We start from the raw sequence: 17695 nt of genomic DNA, 5'->3' as shown, positions 1-17695 counted from the left end.
CGCAAGGTAAGTAGGCATAACAGTCCAAGCATCCATGAACTGCTATCGAGGAGTACATCCGCACCCTGCGGCGGAGTACGGTGGCAGGCCGTGCCGGGCGCAAATCACGAGATAAGATGTGAGTCAGACCGACGGTAAGGGACTTCCCGAACTGTCCGAACGTGTCACCGGGAATGTCGGCGAGTACCGCGAACGGCTCGTGGATTTTGTCATCGCCCAGGGCATCAAACTGGAGTTCAAAGAGAGCATCGCCCCTGCTTTGGGGATGTGCTACGGAGACAGAATCGTGGTGCTTCCCGGCCAGTCTCCGGCGGAAGAATTCAGCACATTAGTTCATGAACTCGCACACGCTTTCCTGCATCGTGCCGAGCGGCGCATTACCACCACCAAGACCGTGCGCGAGACGGAAGCGGAGGCGATTGCATTCGTGGTGGGGACGACCATCGGTTTGCACAACGGAAGAGCATCGGCGGACTACATAGGCTTGTATTTTGGAAACGCCGCGCTACTCGCAGAGAGTCTGGAAGTCATCCAGAAGACCTCCGCCCTCATCCTCTCCGCACTCGAAACCCACGCGGCAGAACCCGTCGCGGAAACGGAACCGGAGGCGCACAAACCACCGAACGCGCAGCATGACAATACTGCGGAGATGGTATCGCCAGCCGTCCTGAAAAAGACAGCCTAACCCCGATTCAATCGAGCGCCTGCCCGCAAGGGCAGGCACCTCTCGCGGAACCCTCCCCAGCTTGTATAAAATGCGTTTTGTACGTTTTCTCGTGCGTCAGGAATCATGTGGCCGATCATTCCGCCGGCAAGCCTCTGGACAAATCGGCGCAGCAGCGCATCCATGCAGAAAGGATGCTTGCCCGTGCCGAGCGGCGCTCTCGACAGGCTGCAAAGCTGGTGGACAAATGGAAGTTGCGACTTGCCGAACTGGACCGCGCTGGAGTCGCCGCGAAGCAAGCGAAGTTGTGGGCAGACGAACAGACGTGAAGGCTCGTTGCCTCCGCCTCTGAGCCGTCACAGACCCATCTCTCCCTTGAGACACCGGGAATCCTCTGCCTACGGGTTCCTATGCCCTGCGTGACTGGCCTCCGGCTCTGAGTGGATTCTCCCTGGGCGGTCGCATCCCCCCAGAGCAAAAAAAATCGCCGCCCCGTCCACGAGGTCCGGGTCGGCGATGGTAAGGCAACGCTGCGATGCAGCGGAAGAAGGATTGACACATCACCCCCAAATGGTTGCTGTGAAGAATCCCTAAGTATCCCTGCGATTCCATTTGGAATCGTGTATCGAATCAGCCACTTGGCTGATTCATGATTCCAGATGGAAACAACTGTTTACACGGAAGCCGCTTTCGCGCGAACCGCGTAAACATGCTGATTCAAAAGGCGTTCACGGTAGAGCGTGACCGGTCTTGTTTGACGCCCTGTTGCGATGAGACTAGGGTTAGCCCAAAGGCGGGCTCCCATGAGCACCACCCGCACGGGCCACGATTTCGATACGCAGGCGCTCGCTACTCCAGGGGCAAGGACGATCCTCCGCGCCAAGACTGTAGCGACCCGGCTCTCTACCGAGGAGTTGGAGGAGGTCGAAGCGGCGGCCAAGCGGAGCGGCAAGTCGCTCGCCGAATGGCTCCGCGACACGGCGTTGGTGGAGGCGCGGCAGCGGCCAGCAGACCCGGTTGAGGTGGTTCTCGCTGAGGTTTGCGCCACCAGGTTCATGCTCGCAAACCTCTTCCATGCGACCGCTCAGGCGGCAGCGGAAGGCAAGCAATTACTCCCCGAAACCGTCCTCAAAATCCGCGAAACCGCTGACGCTCAGAAGGCCACAAAGGCACACAAGCTGCTCCAGGATTCGTCCGCCTCTGAGAAGCCTGAGCCGAAAAACGGGAGCAAACCATGAGCCGCCCGATGCAATTTCCCAAACGCTTTCCGTGGCTGATAGTCGCCATCGTGATGCTGACGGGACTTCCGATTTTGCCGGTGGCGGCATGGTTCTGGTTGGTGACGCCGCCGCTCCAGAACTACTATCTGATTACCTATCTCGACAGCACCGAACGCGGGAGCCAGCCCGACGCGACGACCAAGGTTGAATGGCTGCTAAAGACGGCGCCGGGACGGAAACCAGAGGTGGCTTTGGGGGCCGATGTCGTCTCAGCGACCATCGGCAACGGGAACGAATTGCCCGTCAAACTTTCGTCCCGCGCCGTGGCCGACGGCTGGCGCGGAGTGGTCAAGAGCGAGCCTCAGCAGGTCGAGTCCGCCAAGTTGGAGCGTTATCTGGAGGCGCAGATTTTCGACGGAAGGGGCATCTGGAGGATGGTGCTGCAGCCGTTGTTTGCGTGTGCGGCAGTGGTACTTTTTCTGCTCGGCATGCGGGCGTGGTGGAAGACCAAATCGAAGCATGAGGAGCGGCACGGACGGCGGACGAAGGGGCCGGAGTGGTCATCGCCGTTCATGTGGAACAAGGTAACGAAGGAAGACGGAATCCGCTTTCAATTGCAGTGGGGCGACTCGCCCTCCAGTTGGAAAACTCGGCTACCATTCGGGCCGAGCTATCGCATTCCCCGCCGTCTGGAGTCCAGCCACGTCATGCTCATGGGCGACACTGGCAGCGGCAAGTCCTCAGCCATTCGGCAGATTCTTCGGCAGGTCCAAGAGCGCGGCGAGACCGCCATCGTCTACGATCCTGCGATGGATTTTGTAGGCGAGTTCTACGATCCAAAGCGTGGCGACCTGATCCTGAATCCCCTCGATGCCAGGTGTCCCTACTGGTCGCTGAGGTCTGAGCTTCTACGGGAGGAAACCGCGACGACTATCGCCGCCGCATTCCTTCCAGATAAGGAATACGAGAAGGCGTTCTTTACCGATGGTCCGCGCAGAATCCTGGCCCATCTTCTTAAGCAGAAGCCGCAGCCGAGGGACATCTTGAAGTGGATGTCCGACCGGGATCAGATGGCACGGATGGTTAAGGGAACGCCACTTGCCGCCCTCATCGACCCCACCGCTCCGGCGCAGAGGGCGGGTGTTATTTCAAGCCTCAATATGGTTGCCGACAGTCTGGAGTTGCTACCTGAATATGACGCTGCCAATGGTAAAACCTTCTCTACGGCCGAGTGGCACACCGAGCGCAAGCGGTGGGTGTTTCTGACCTCCAATCCCAGCTACCGGGAGAAGATTCTGCCTCTGCATTCCGTATGGCTCGACCTCTTTATTCTGCGCATGATGGGCTACTGCGAAGACCGCTATGCAAAGCCGGTATGGTTCGTCATCGACGAACTCGCCAGCCTCAACAAGCTGCCTCAGCTCCATACCGCTGTCACCGAAAATCGCAAGTATGGCAACCCCGTTGTGCTGGGATTCCAAGGGCGCAGCCAGATGGAAAAGCGCTACGGAAAGGACGCCGAGGCGATGCTCTCGCAGCCGGCGACCAAGGTGTTCTTCAAGACCTCCGAACCCCGCGCCGCGAAATGGATCTCCGATGCCATCCGCGAGATCGAGGTTGAGCGATTGAAGGAGTCGCGCAGCATGGGACTGCTGCGGAGCAAGAAGTCTTTCTCGCTGGAGATCGTCACCAAGCCGCTTGTCATGGCCTCAGAAATCTCCGGCCTGGAGCCGCTGCGCGGTTTCATCAAGCAGGAGAATCGGGTCGTGCCGGTACGCTTTGCGCTGGCAAAGAAAAGAGGCAAGCAGCCAGAGTTTATTGAACGTAAGTTGCCCGAGTTGACCCAAAGATTCAAGGCGGAAGCGACGCCGCCGGTGCCTGTAGTGCCGACGAAACCGTCTCAGAATAAGCCTGTGGCTGCGTACCAGGCCTCACTCCCTTTGACCCCAGCGACCGATCTCGAAGCAAAAGAGGTATACGTCTGGGATGAGTCGAAGGGGATTGATTGACGACACAATTTTTGATTTAGGTGGTGCCCCTCACATTTAACGCGGGTGTCTGAACGACGCTGCTGGTTCGGCGGGTTCTACCCGTGCGATACTTCGCCTATTATCCTGTTATTAGCCGTTGCGACACGAACGCGGGGGACTGCATTGATAGAGGCATTCCGATGATAGGGCTGATCGACATTCTGAAGGTTCAGGGCATTGAGCTTGGGCGTTACAAGATTCATCTTGCGACTACAGGTAACGGGAACAATTCGCCGCTAGCAGCCTATTGGGAAGGCACTTTTAAGGAATGGCAGGAAGACCAAAATGCCAAGAACTTCGAGTGCGACACAGTCATTAGTTTGATCCGACGCGGCGAAGACCAGTGGCTATTTGCTGGTGTATACCGCATTCTGGGTGTCGAAAGTACCAACTCCAAGTTCAGGTACAAAACTGAACTTTTGCTTGGGAAGGACGATCTTGCTGGCCGGATTATTGTCAGGTACAAACGTCCGTTCCGCCAATCCTATATTTGGGGCGACAAATACGGAAGCGAATTGGTGATAGCCAAACTTCAGGAGTTGCCTTTCGTTATCCAAGACTTCAAGGGGTTCAACAAAGTTCGGATTTTGCACGATACTCTGAAGCTGATTGTCCAAGTAGAATCTTGGCGGTCGGCTTTATCTAGTGTTGGTGGTGTTTACCTTGTCATGGACAGGAAAACAGGCAAAGGGTATGTAGGCAGTGCATATGGGGTAGGTGGGATCTGGCAGCGTTGGTGTAGCTATGCAGAGACGGGCCACGGCGGCAATGTTGATCTGATAAACCTCATTGAAGTGGAAGGCTCCGCGTATGCTAAACACTTTCAGTACGCAATCCTTGAAATAGCCGATCTGCTTGACACGCGTGAGCAGGTGCTGGAGCGGGAGACTCACTGGAAAGATGTGCTCATGTCGCGCAAGTCCGAGTTTGGTTACAACTTGAACTGAATGGAGAGGATCGTCTCCTAGGCGATCTGTCGATGTACTGCTTGCCAAGGCAACCGATGGTGTTCGATAGGTGAATTGAGCCATAGAGGTCTAGCATCGCTACACGCGGTATTTCGTTAGCCGCACTGAAATCGGGCCACAATGCTGTCCATCTCCAAACCGCTCTCGGCAGGCCAAGCGCGGACGTATCATGCGCGGGAGTTCGCTTCGAGTGAGCAGAACTACTGGAGCCGCGACCAGCAGGGGCATAGCGAGTGGCAGGGGCGGCTCTCCGCTGAGTGGGGACTCTCGGGAGCCGTGGGCGCGGAACATTTCGCCCGCTTGAGCGAAGGACAGCACCCAAATACTCAGGAGCAACTTGTTCGGCACCAGGTATCAAAGACCTACGAAGGAAAGGGCGGCAAGGAGATTACGTCTGTCGAGCACCGCGCGGGGTGGGATGCGACGTTCTCCGCGCCGAAGTCCGTCTCGCTGACCGCACTGGTAGGCGGTGATGACCGTGTACGGCAGGCGCACCGCGAGAGTGTCCGCGTGGCGCTGACTGAGTTGGAGCGGTACACCGAGGCGCGGATCGGCAACATTCGGGAGCCGGAGACGACAGGCAAGTTTGCCGCCGCGACCTTTGAGCACGACACCGCGCGACCAGTGGAAGGCTACGCCGCGCCGCAGCTCCATACCCATGCCGTGATCTTCAACGTCACCGAGCGCGAGAACGGGCAGACCCGCTCCCTGCAACCGCAAGAGCTTTTCGCCTCGCAAAGCTACGCCACCAACGTCTACCGATCGGAGTTGGCCGTCCGGTTGAACAACCTTGGCTATAAGGTCGAACGCGGCGAGTGGGGTGAGCCGCAGATCGCCGGGTACAGCAAGGAATACCTTGCGGCCAACAGTCTTCGCCGGGAGCAAGTAAAGGACTACATCCGCGCCAACGGAATCGACGGGCCAGCCGCCGCACAGATCGCGGCGCACCGGACGCGGGACTCCAAGGAGCTGCTATCGCCGGAAGAAGTGTTGCGGCAACACCGGGAGCTGTCGGCACAGTACGGCCACCAGGCTGACCGCGTTGTTGCAGAGGCGCGGCAGCATGGACAAAATCACGAGTCCCATCCGGGTAAGTCCGCCCAGGTGTCCGTGACCTACGCCCGTGAACATCTCTTCGAGCGTTCGGCGGTAGAGAGTGGAAGGTCGATTCTGACGGCGGCGCTCGATAGAGGCATGGGCGAGGCCAGCTTCTCACAGGTCCGGCAGGAGTTCGACCGCAGAGCGCAGTCGGGAGAGTTTCGCACTGTCCAGCATGGGCCGAAGCATGAGGGGCAGCAGTACACGACGGCGGAGACGCTTCGCATGGAGCGCGAGACTATCGGCCATGTAAAGAACGGGAACCAGCGCGGCTTCGCCGATCCAATGATGGTGGACGGAAGAACGCGCATTGATACCGAGGAACGTCACCCGGAGCTAAACACTGGACAGAGGCAAGCAGTCGATGATGTGTTTCTGTCGCGGGAGAAGATCATCGGCTTGGATGGAGTCGCAGGGGCGGGGAAGACGACGGCCCTGGCCGTAGTGCGCGAGGGCGCGGAACATTCCGGGTATCGGGTAGAGGGTTTCGCTCCCACATCCCGTGCAGCGCAGAAGCTCGGCGAGGCCGGCATCGAGACGAAGACGCTGCAAGCGCATCTTGCTCAAGGACAGAAAGTGGATACTGGCGAGAAGCGCCTCTATGTGGTGGATGAGAGTTCGCTCGCTTCAACCCGCCAGATGCACGAGTTCGTCAGCCGTCTCCATCCAAAGGATCGCGTTCTACTGGTGGGTGACACCCGCCAGCATGAGTCCGTTGAGGCCGGTCGCATCTTCGCCCAGCTACAAGAAGCCGGTATGAAGACGGTAAGGCTGGAGGAGATCGTTCGCCAGAAAGACCCGGAGTTGAAGCAGACAGTTGAGCAGCTTGCGCGTGGCGACGTTGGACTAGCGATTGCGGGCTTGGACCGGCAGGGGCGCATCCATGAGGTCAGGGGCCCGGAGGAACGTATTGCAGCCGTCGCGAGGGAGTACGCGAAATCGCCGGAGAACACGCTGGTCGTCGCACCCGACAATCGCTCCCGCACCGAGATCAATCAGGCGATTCATACTGAGCTGCAAGCGAAGGGCGTTGTTAGCAAGGAAGAGCACCAGACCAAGGTTCTTGTCCCGCGCCAAGACCTCACCGGAGCAGACCGCATGTGGGCGGCACGTTACAACGAGGGCGACGTGCTGCGCTACAGCCGCAGCTCGCAGGAGACCGGCATCGGCAAAGGCGAGTATGCCCGTGTTACCCGCGTCGATGCGCCCAACAACCGGCTAACCGTCGAGCGGAAGGACGGTACGGAACAAAGCTACGATCCACGTCGCCAGCAAGGCGTCTCTGTTTATCGTGAGCAGGAGAGGGCGTTCTCTACCGGCGACCGGGTGCAACTCACCGCTCCTGTTACTGAGTTGAAGCTAGCGAACCGTGAGCTTGGCACATTAGAGCGCATCGCCGAAGGCCGCATGTCTGTCAAGATGGACGGAGGCCGGGAGGTACAGCTCGATCCGGTGAAGAATCCGCACCTCGACCACGGTTACGCGGTCACAAGTCATTCCAGCCAGGGGCAGACCGCCGACCGGGTGCTGATCCACGTCGATACCGAGCTAGGGGCCAAAGACCTGCTCAACAACCGCATGGCCTACGTTGCCGTCTCACGCGGCGCATACGACGCGCAAATCTTCACCAACGACCGCGAGAAGCTGGGAGCCGCGCTGGGGCATGATGTATCGCACAGCAGCGCCCATGCGCCGGAGATGAAGCCAGAACACAAGCAGGAACAGGCTGTCACGCCGCAGCGGGAGATAGCGCCGAAACAGGAGCAAGGAGAAGATTTTGGTTTGGGTCTCTAAGGGAGAAAGCCGCCGCTCCCTGCGGCCCCGGCACCCCGCCCGCGCTTCGTTGGCCGGAGCAATCAGCGGGGGGGCCTCACCCAACAATACTTGGGACACCGCAACATCCAGAACACTACCCGCTATACTGAACTGGCACCGGATCGATTCAAAGATTTTTGGCGTGATTGACCGAAAAGGCTATCTGCGCCTGGCGACGGACTTTTCGGCGGTTTGGGCTTACACCCCAGTATGGCTCAATCGCAGGTGAAAGGTTCTTGCAAGGTGCACAAATGAAAACTGCCCACTGGCCGTCGCAAGCGGTTCAGGGGCTTTTGTAAGCGACCTAAGAGGAGATCATGAAGAAGCTCCTACTCATCACTGTGCTGGCCCTCAGCGCGTCAGCTTCAGCCCAAACCTCGAAGCCTTCCGCTGTGCATTCTTCGACGACTCAGAAACCCCGTGTGTTTGTCTCGGCCATGACTCGACCCGGAGCACACGTAACCGGCTCCCTGCAATCTCAATACCGTTTCGACCGGGCTTTGGAAAAAGAGGTTGCCAAGAAGTATGCGCTGGTTCCCTATGACACTAAGCCCGCACTCCTGCAAACCCTCATGAAGGCTGAGAACTATTACTGGGTGGGGGGCAGTTCCGGCAGTTACTCGGCCTATGCCGCTCATCCCCGGTATAAGTTCGCGATGAATGAAGCGAAACCCTGTGACCTTGTGAGCACCCCGGAGAAATGCGCCACAGAAGCAGCGACCTATGTGGATGAAATCATCCGAGAGGATAGCGGTTACGAGAAACCAGAATCCTCCAAGGTCGATTACTCATCCCAGGCCATAACCATCTATGCGCATTACGAGCACGAAACGACTCAACAGAACGTCATCGTTGTGAGCTGGGCAGACAATCAGGAAGCCGTTACATGCGCTCGGGTCGTGGGTGGCTTGGATAAATGGCAGCAATGGGCTGGAAGGACCGTCAACCTGGGGGGAGTTCTCTGCCTTACAGGCGAAAAGGTGGGAGGGCATGGTTTTGGCTCCGAGACATGGCACATGACCCAGAATTTCCAGGTGGGATTGGATGGAGGCTTCACCTATAACGCACTCCGCGACAGATTGACTCAAGCCGCTATCCAACAATTCACTACGGTCTTAGGCACCAATTTCAGCGACAACGTAACTCACCCAGTACAAACGGCAACCGAACAAGATTGGGAGCAGGTAAAGCAGGCTCACGATCAATATGTGCAGGTACTCCAGAAACACCATGAGGAGTCAGTTGCGCAGGCACCTGCTAAGTTAGCCGACCTACAAAAGCAGGAGCAGACCCTCACCCAGCGGATTGAGTCGGACAAGGCCAACCTACACCAATTGGTAATGACCCCGACCGTTGACAAAAACCAGCAGCTCGCTGATCTGCGCGCTCAGGCACAGACCAACCCCGCTGGACTTGCGGCCGTGCTCCAGGCTCAGACCGCCCAGACTCAGCAGGCAGCGACCGCTCAGACTCAGCGGGGCAGCCAGTTGAATCAAGACATGGATTATTGCCGCCAGGAATTGGACAAGGTGCACAAGCAGGAGCAGGAGCAACAGGCCATATTGAAATATGCGTCAGCTACGCCGAAGGTTGATGACCTTCCCATTCCTGGCCGAAAGGTAATCCCCCCACTTTGGCTGCACAGGCAAGCGCCTGAATACACCGAGCAGGCACTTGCCAACAAAATCAACGGCAGCGTGCTCCTTTCCATGGTCGTAGATGAAACGGGCCATCCCCAGAACATAAAAGTGCTCCGTGGGCTCGGCTACGGTCTGGATGAAAAAGCGGTCTCCTCCATGGTCGGAAGTGTGTTCCAACCAGCCAGGGAGAATGGTTCCCCTGTGCCTTTTGATATGCCGGTCGAGGTAAGCTTTGACCTTCGCTGACCATAGCCAATCGCTGAATCGGCGCTAGTAGGCTTTCATCCCGCCTATGCTTGAGGCCCAGCGGGAGGCCGTGGCCCGTCACGTCGGCCCCGGCCAGCTCGTGGCTGAATTTACCGAGACGGAGAGCGGCAAGCGCCATACGAACCGCCCCCAACTACTCGTCGCCCTGGCCGAGTGCCGGAAGAGCCGCGCCGTGCTTTTGGTTGCCCGCCTTGACCGGCTTGCCCGCAACGTGGCCCCAACATTCATGCAACGTCTGTCCAAACTTCCGTCCTGACGATTTCAAGAATATTGGACAGAGATCGGAGCCGGATTAATTCTGCCGGTTTGGGCGTAGACTCCCATTCTGCTTCACACAGGGTCCGTTGGAAGGCGATTTCTAAGTGTGATAATTGACCTATGAGTGATAAACCAAGGCCAATCGTTGTGCGGGTTGATCGCCAGCCCGCAGCCAAATTCGTCGTGACAGTGGTCGATCAGGTTCTTCCCAACGTGTCTCGGAACGATGGGGAGTTGGACGAGCCAGAACTCCGAACGCTATTGGCAGACAAGTACAGATTATCGCCGTCGGAGATTGAAGCTCTGATACGGCAGGCAAAAGCTAACCCCGCAGTCAAGCCCACACCAGTTCTAAAAAGGTAACTTTCATGACCGTTAACAAGCTGACCAGTACCAATGCGATCGAAGCTGCTAACCGCGCGGAAGTGACCGCGATCCTTATTCGTGCCGGTTATCGAGTGTATCGGCCAGAAGCCGACGTATCCGGTGAGGACTTGGTGATCCGCATACCCGATGGAGAACTCCGTTCGGTTCAGATGAAAGCCCGTCCTCTTGTTCACTGGAAGCTCTACGGAGGGAAAGACATGTGGATGCTGTTCCCCGACCCGACTGGCGACATACCCGGGCGACCTTGGTTCTTCATTAAACACGATGAACTATTCAATTGGTTTAAGAAGCTCCATGGAACAACAGCGCAGGGCTGGGTGCAGCGGCACAAAGCAGGCAAGACGGAGTGGTCCGAAAAGGGTTTGACCGGCGAGTTACGCAAGTTTCTACAACCGAAGTTCATGCTTCCCACCACCGTCGGGTCCCACAAAGGGTAAGTTATGACCCACGACCGCAGCCCCGCGTGAAAAGCGGCAAAATTTACACATAAACTTACACAGTCCACATTTATGCAAGCGTAACTCTTTTTATGTTAGATACTTACAAAGAGACACAGCGGACTTAAAATCCGCAGTTGCGAAAGCGACGTGGGGGTTCAAGTCCCCCTCCCGGCACCAAGACGAACATTCATGGACTGAATAGGGTTGCGCGATGGCAGAATTCCTTGCGGCTGGTGTGTGCCTGGGTTTCTCCCTTCTAGGTATCATGGGCCGAGGCGTTGAACGGTTGGTTGACCCTCCGACGCGCTAGTGCGGAAGGTCGCCGTGAACGGGGCTTCCGCACTAGCGCGCAGGGTGGGTCGAACGCATGAATCGAACCATCAAAGACGCCACCGTCAAACGCTACCCTACAACACCCACCAATAACTCAAAGCGCACTTGAGCGACTTCCTCAATGCCTACAACTTCGCCCGAAGGCTCAAGACAGTCAAGGGCCTCACACCTTATGAGTTCCTCTGCAAATGCTGGCAAAAAGAACCTGACCGATTTACGCTAAGCCCAATCCATCAAATGCCGGGACTTAACCGCTAGAACCGGAATCGCCCCGCGAACTGCCAGTCCCGCGGAGGCACATTCGAATTCTGCCCCCCGATCGTGCCAAACGCCAGTGCCGAGCACTGCTGCAGCGTGGTCTGGCCGGCAGAGCAAGTGTTCCAGTTCGTTGCGCCCGAAGCCAGGCTGAAGTAGGTCGAATTAGTCACGTTGCTCACATCAGCCTCCAACTGGAAGGTGAGATGCAGCGTCTCGCGATTGACCACATCAAACGTGCGCCGAATGCCCATGTCCATGTCCTTCCACCCAGGCCCGCGAAGAGCATACGGTGCGGAGCGCGCGACATTGCCCAGCATGTACCCTCCGCAACCACCGTTTGTGGCGCTGGGGCTGGGGCAACTGAAAGCGTTGGTGTCGATGTACTGAATCGTCTGGATGTTGCCGGCGTTCGCTCCCGGGGCGCGACCCCACTTGCCATTGATGCGAGCACTCTGTTTGGTAAAAGCTGCGTTGTAGTCCGGCAGGCATGTGCCCTGCAGCGCGATCAGGGCACTGTTACAAGCTTCGATATTATTCATGGAAATCTGCAGCGGAAAACCCTCGCGCAACTTGACGATACCCGCAACGGACCAGCCTCCCGCCAGGAGACCGCCAATCCGATTCTTTGTAATCCACTTGCGCCCGCGTCCAAAGGGCAGCTCGACATTGAACGTGCCGTTGAAGTTGTGGCGCTGATCGTAGGTGCCCAGACCGCGGTCGACAGCATTCGCGGGAATATAGTGCGGGAAAGCGCCATCAATCGGGCTCACCGGATATTGCGTGCGGTGTTGGCCAACATCGTCAATCGACTTCGCCCACGTATAGTTCGCAAACCCGCTGATGCCATGCCATGGCCGCTGCACATAGAGGATCTGCAACGCGTTGTAGTTGGAGTTTCCCGTAGCTCCCCAAATATCCGTCAGGTTCCCAAACTGAGGGAAGGCCGAAAGCGATCGAGCCACGGTCGCCAGGCTGCCGCTGAAGTTTGTATACGGGACGCGATAGTCAGGAAATGACTTCTGCACTGCGGCCACGACTCCCGACGCAGAAGGCAGCGAGCCCACGAGACTGCCCAGAACCGCTCCATAATCTGGGGAAATCGAGTTCGTCGCAGCCCCGCGGCCCGCGCCTCCAGGCAGGAAGTGCGTCTGAGAGCCAACATAGTTGATGCTGACCATGCCCTGCTTGTTGATCTGTTGCTCGATGCCGAAGTTGTAGTTGACGAATTGCGGCCCGCGGCCACCATAGTAGAGATCGACAAAGTTCTGCGTCGTCGGATTACAGGAGCCATTGACCTGGTTTGAGATCGGGCAGTAGTTGAGGTTACTGGCCGTCAGCGAGTAATTCCCCGTCGTGCTCAACGGGTTGACGATGTCGCTCGCCGCCACCCATTGGGGAATCGACGCGTAGTCCGCTTGTCCCCCCGGCGAACCCGGAGAGAACAAGCTATTCTGCGGCGACCCCTGGATTCCGGGATTAAGAAAGAAGGATGGTGGCGACGTGCTGTTGGCGCCTTGCCATACGTTGGTGAACGCATACTCCGAGTTATTGCCCGGACCCGCGGTGGCGTTGGCGTGGCCACCCGTGCCGCCCGCGTGCGTTGTGATCACCCCAAAGTTGGCGCGGATCACCATCGTGCGATTGGCCGCATACGCCACCGCAAGCTGCGGCTCCCAATTCTTGTTGTACGGATGAATCGGAGTGCTGCACTGGCACACGTAGGGGGAGTAGCTCGGGTTAGGACCCGCTCCATACCCTCCGTAAAAGATCACTCCCTTGCTGCCTGTAAGGGGATTTGTCACGTTCGGGTTCACATAAGCGAACCGGTTCTTCGCCTCATGCCAGGGCTGCAAATAGTCGTAGCGAAGCCCCGCATTGACGGTCAGCTTCGGCGTGACCCGCCACGAGTCCTGCACATACGGCGCGATCGGCTTAAATCGCCCACCTACGTCGGAGATCGTCTGCGTGCGGACATTTCCCGTATACACCGCACCGACAAGGTAGCTGGCGAAGGCCGACCCGCCCTGCACGATAGCCGTCGTCGTGTTCGTAGTGCTGGTGTAGTTCAGGTTTTCCGTGTTGTATCCGCTGTACGTCAGCTGCGTCGCACCGGAGTTTCCACCGTACGACGCCGCATTCGTCTCCAACCACTGCATCTGGATCCCAAACGTCCAGTTATGCCGCCCCTTCACCCAAAGCACGTTGTCGATAAGCGTAAAGTTATTCGTCGCCTGCGGTCCGCTCCAGAGATTGGCAGCCCAGTTCACAGGTGCGACCTCCGCTGTAGTCCCTCCACCTGAGAAGGTCACACTCGGCATCTCATCTGTGGCGTTACCGGCAGGTGTGTTCTCGATGCCGGCCTTCCCTGCCGAATACTTCGTACCGAAGGTCGGCGAGAATGATTGACCCCACGTGCGTGTCAGAGCGTAGTTCAACGTGTTGATCAGGTGCTGATTGATAGTGAAAGTATAAGTAAGAATTCCGGTGGAACTCTTCTGCGCCGTAAAACTCCCTGCGGCATAGGGCACAGGCAACTGGATCTGATTGCTGTAATTAGGGATCGTGTTGTATCCATTTACGCCCCCCAGACCGACGATGGAGAGCCTCTGCCTCGCCGACAGCGTGTAATCCAGCCGCGCGTTGATGCGGTAGTCGTCATTTTGCAGCGGCAGGCCGGCCAGGTAGTTATTTGAAGTCGACAAGTTCGTCGGCGTCGGCAGCGCCTGCATCAAGTACTGCGAGATGCTGGAAATCTCGGTCTGAGGAATCACATTGAATGTGGGAACGCCATTCAGCAGGCCGCGAAACTGGTTGCGCGTTCCTCCAGGAACAGGATCGAAGATCCCGGCCACGCCCGGTTGCGTCGCATCTCCCGTACCGAATGCATCGGTGAAATCACCCACGCGCTCCCGCATCGTTGGAATGGTCAGATACTGCGGTGTATTGCTGATCTTGGTGTAATGAAATCCCTCATAGGCGCCAAAGTAGAAGAGCTTGTCCTTGATGATGGCGCCACCCAACGAACCGCCATATGAGTTCTGATGCTCGCCCGGCTTGCGCGCGTATCCGTTCGCGGCCGGCACCTTACTGAAGTATCCCCAGCTATCGAACATAGTGTTGCGCACGTAATCGAACACCGTCCCGTGCAACTGGTTGCCGCCGCTCTTGATGGTGTAATTGGTCACGCCAGCACCGCCAAAGGAGACGCCCGCTCCATTCGTCTTCACCTGGAACTGATCGACCGCATCGACAGAAACCGCATTGCGCACGGTGGTCGGGTCGCCTTGCGCCGCGATCGAACTTACCGGAATGCCGTTGATGTAGTTCTGGTTCAGGAACTCCTGTCCGGTGCCGCCGAAGACGCCTGTCGTCCCTCCGCCTTCCTGCACTCCCGGCATCAGGTATTGAAACTGCGTCGGATCGCGCGGTCCGCCATTCATCGAGAGTGGAAGGTTGGTGTAGAGTTCGTTTTCAATCGTGCCGCCCATCGAAGCGTCCTGCGTATCGAGCATCGGCGGAGCATCGGTGATCGTGACCTCTTCGCTGGCCGAACCCACCGTCATCTTCAGGTTCAGACCCAGCGTCTGCAACGAGTCCAGCGTGATGTTTTCCTGCAGGAGAGTCTGAAAACCCCTCGCCGCAACCTCCACTTGGTACTTCCCGGCCTGTAGCGGCGAGGCATTAAAATCACCCGCCTTGTTGGTTATGCGCTTCGTTGTTACACCCGTAGCGAGGTTGGTGACAGTCACGGTGGCGTTGGGGAGTACGGCTCCCGAAGGATCCGTGATCGTGCCTTGGATCGTGCCGTCGCCTTGCTGCGCCATCGCCGGGGATACCGCCAGCACGACCAAGACAAGTAGCAGGCTAGCCGCTCTCCGTATCAGGGCAGTCAAGCGAAGAGATACGGCGGCCACCGACACATTCACCGTGGGAAATCGCGACATAGTAACTCCAACGTGCCAAGTCAGGGCGCTGAACGGCGGCACGGGCTAGCGCCATCCCGCGGAGCCAAGAGGCAACGTCGAGGAGCGATAAACCCATGGAAGCGTTTTCACGTGCCTGTAGCGACGCACGCCAAACTATGAAACTCAAGCGCCGGTTGTCAATGGAAAATTTATTTCTTATCGGAATTTTCCGTCTTCGGCCACGCCCACGAAATTTCCTTTTCAACCCTTCCCGCGGCATGCTAGCGTGCTTGCCGAAATTCAATAGCGACTTTGTCTCTCATTTGAAGTGGGTGCGCGCGCCTGTCCGTAACCCTCAACAGACAAGCCAAAGTCGATGTCCGTCGTCGTTCTCAATGCCCGTCGAAGGACACCCTCAAGGAAGGAATCTCGGATGGCCGGCTTCGAATGGAAACGATTTCTGATGGGAACCTCCGCGCTCATGCTGTGCGCCTCTCCGTGCCTGCCGGCCCAGACCGCCTCGCCACAAATGGAGCAGCAGGGCGACTCTTCCACGACGTATTCCCTGAAAGCGTATTCCCGCTTGACCCTCGTCGACGTGCTCGCCTACGACGGAAAAGAAAATCCCGTGCACGGCCTGCCCCAGAGCGCCTTTACCATCCTCGAGGACGGAAAGCCGCAACCCATACGAGCCTTCTCAGAGTATGGGGCAAACACCCCGTTGGTCACGCGCCAACCACCTAACTTGCCGCCTCACATCTACACCAACTTGCAGCCCGCGCCCGCATCCAGCGCGGTCAACATCCTCCTGCTCGATGCGCTGAACACCTCACCCGCGGATCAAATCTTCGTCAAGGATGAAGCGACTCGCTTCCTGAAGAGCATGCAGCCCGGCACACGCATCGCGATCATTGCATTGGGCTCGCACCTGAGGCTGCTGCAAGGTTTCACCAGCGATCCCGCCATCCTGCTAGCGGCCTTGAACACCAAGAAGAATCGTGCCCTGCCCTCGCCCTTCATCGACACCGCGACTCCGGACGCAATCGATTCGCTGACCGAGGCCGCCAGCGCGGATGCGGCCTCGGCCCTGCAGGAGTTCGCCAATGAGCAGGCATCGTTCCAGGCGGATATGCGGAATCGCATGACCCTGGAAGCGCTCAATCAAATCGCCTCCTATGTCGCCGACATCAAGGGCCGCAAAAACCTGATCTGGTTTACGGCAGGAATTCCCTTGCAGGTATTTCCGCAAGGCGGCGTCAATGACCTTGCCGCGATGGCGGATTACACCAAGGACCTGCGCCATACCACCGACCTCCTCACAGCCGCGCAGGTCGCGGTCTATCCGGTCGACGCGAAAGGTGTGACCACCACTCCTGGCGCGAGCGTAGTGCGGCCGCCAACGGGCTTCAGCAACGGACGCGGCACCAGCATGGGCCAGGCGATCGCGAGCTTCGGCATGAGCAACGCCCAGTCTCATCTGGCCATGGACGCTGTGGCCGATGCAACCGGAGGCATCGCGTACTACAACACGAACGGGCTGAAGGAAGCGGTAGCACACGCCATCGCTAACGGAGAAAACTACTACACCATCGCATATGCCACGCCCGATCCAACCTACGACGGTCAGTTTCACAAGATCACGGTCAAGGTAAACGTCCCCAATGTGCGCTTGTCGTACCGCACCGGCTATTACAGCGACAACATCGCCCGCAACGAGATCACCCCCGGGCTCACGCTCGCCACCACGGCGCCTGAGCCCTACGGCAACAACATGGCTGCCTCGATGGGGCGCGGTGTGCCCACCTCCACGCAGCTGCTCTTCACCGTGCGCGTGGAACCGCAAGGCGATGGAACCCTGCCGCCGGGCGTGAAGATGCTTGGCGCGCTCGACCCCAAGCTCGCCGGAAAGCCGCTCCATCGCTACGACTTTCAGTACTCCCTGCCCGGCCGTCAAATCACCTTCAAGGATGGTCCCGACAAATCGCACATCGCGTCGTTAGAGTTCGATATCGCGGCATATGACGTCTACGGCAAACCGGTCACCAGCATCAGCCAGACGGTCAATCTCACGCTCACCGAAGAGCGCTATCAGCAGCTGCAGCGCAGGCCATTCGACCTGATGCAGGGTCTCGATCTTCCCGCCGGCGAGTTGTTCGTCCGCATGGGGATTCTCGATGCCAACTCTGACAGAACAGGAACGCTGGAGATCCCTCTGGCAGTCACCAATAAACCCTCCACCGCCGCGCCGCAAGGTGAACCGGCAAAGCCGTAGCGACAAGCTGATGGCACGAAAAAATCAAGGAACCGACGAATGAAGCGCAGCGCAGCAGGTCACGAAACACAGAGCCATACTCCAGTCTCCCGACGTCCCCGGTGGCATGCGGGTGTTCTGTGCGTATCTTCCCCCTGGCA

Annotated in this window: 10 protein-coding genes and 2 pseudogenes; 11 read left to right on the top strand and 1 reads right to left on the bottom strand. The window is 58.1% G+C overall.

Translation table 11 applies throughout. The features are described 5' to 3' along the window. Window positions 1-115: 115 nt before the first annotated feature. The 10 genes and pseudogenes from AC5E6W_RS17900 to AC5E6W_RS17855 all read left to right on the top strand — a co-directional run. Window positions 116-685, top strand: a pseudogene (locus AC5E6W_RS17900) (ImmA/IrrE family metallo-endopeptidase); the annotation flags it as partial. Between the two features lie 107 nt (window positions 686-792). Beyond that, a complete protein-coding gene (locus AC5E6W_RS17895) occupies window positions 793-993 on the top strand; it encodes a hypothetical protein (RefSeq protein ID WP_491753693.1) in 201 nt (66 codons plus the stop codon). Between the two features lie 474 nt (window positions 994-1467). Next, on the top strand, window positions 1468-1902 hold the full coding sequence (locus tag AC5E6W_RS17890; RefSeq protein ID WP_491753692.1) for a plasmid mobilization protein: 435 nt from the start codon (window positions 1468-1470) through the stop codon (window positions 1900-1902). Continuing rightward, complete coding sequence (locus tag AC5E6W_RS17885; protein WP_491753691.1) at window positions 1899-3893, top strand: type IV secretion system DNA-binding domain-containing protein; 1995 nt, start codon at window positions 1899-1901, stop codon at window positions 3891-3893. The genes AC5E6W_RS17890 and AC5E6W_RS17885 overlap by 4 nt, the downstream gene beginning before the upstream one ends. 161 nt (window positions 3894-4054) lie before the next feature. Further along, complete coding sequence (locus AC5E6W_RS17880) at window positions 4055-4861, top strand: GIY-YIG nuclease family protein (RefSeq protein WP_491753690.1); 807 nt, start codon at window positions 4055-4057, stop codon at window positions 4859-4861. Window positions 4862-5002: 141 nt separating this feature from the next. Further along, window positions 5003-7774, top strand: a complete 2772-nt coding sequence (gene mobF, locus AC5E6W_RS17875; RefSeq protein ID WP_491753689.1) for a MobF family relaxase — start codon at window positions 5003-5005, stop codon at window positions 7772-7774. 338 nt (window positions 7775-8112) lie between these two features. Next, window positions 8113-9681 carry an energy transducer TonB gene (locus AC5E6W_RS17870; protein ID WP_491753688.1) on the top strand — a complete coding sequence of 523 codons (1569 nt, stop codon included), beginning with the start codon at window positions 8113-8115 and terminating at the stop codon, window positions 9679-9681. Window positions 9682-9727: 46 nt separating this feature from the next. After that, window positions 9728-9958, top strand: a complete 231-nt coding sequence (locus tag AC5E6W_RS17865; RefSeq protein WP_491753687.1) for a recombinase family protein — start codon at window positions 9728-9730, stop codon at window positions 9956-9958. Between the two features lie 370 nt (window positions 9959-10328). Beyond that, entirely contained in the window at window positions 10329-10784 is a 456-nt protein-coding gene (locus tag AC5E6W_RS17860; RefSeq protein ID WP_491753686.1) for a hypothetical protein, read from the top strand. A gap of 355 nt (window positions 10785-11139) precedes the next feature. Further along, window positions 11140-11378: pseudogene (locus AC5E6W_RS17855) on the top strand (integrase core domain-containing protein); the annotation flags it as partial. Here the strand turns inward: AC5E6W_RS17855 and AC5E6W_RS17850 are convergent. After that, window positions 11375-15322 carry a carboxypeptidase-like regulatory domain-containing protein gene (locus AC5E6W_RS17850; protein ID WP_491753685.1) on the bottom strand — a complete coding sequence of 1316 codons (3948 nt, stop codon included), beginning with the start codon at window positions 15320-15322 and terminating at the stop codon, window positions 11375-11377. The pseudogene AC5E6W_RS17855 and the gene AC5E6W_RS17850 overlap by 4 nt on opposite strands. A 424-nt stretch (window positions 15323-15746) precedes the next feature. Between AC5E6W_RS17850 and AC5E6W_RS17845 the strand changes: the two genes are divergently transcribed. After that, the gene (locus tag AC5E6W_RS17845) at window positions 15747-17555 is read left to right on the top strand and encodes a VWA domain-containing protein (RefSeq protein ID WP_491753684.1); all 1809 of its coding nucleotides are present in this window, start codon (window positions 15747-15749) and stop codon (window positions 17553-17555) included. Window positions 17556-17695: the final 140 nt, after the last annotated feature.

It is taken from the genome of Bryocella sp. (assembly GCF_058498515.1).
This window is presented reverse-complemented; position numbering and strand designations above follow the sequence as displayed.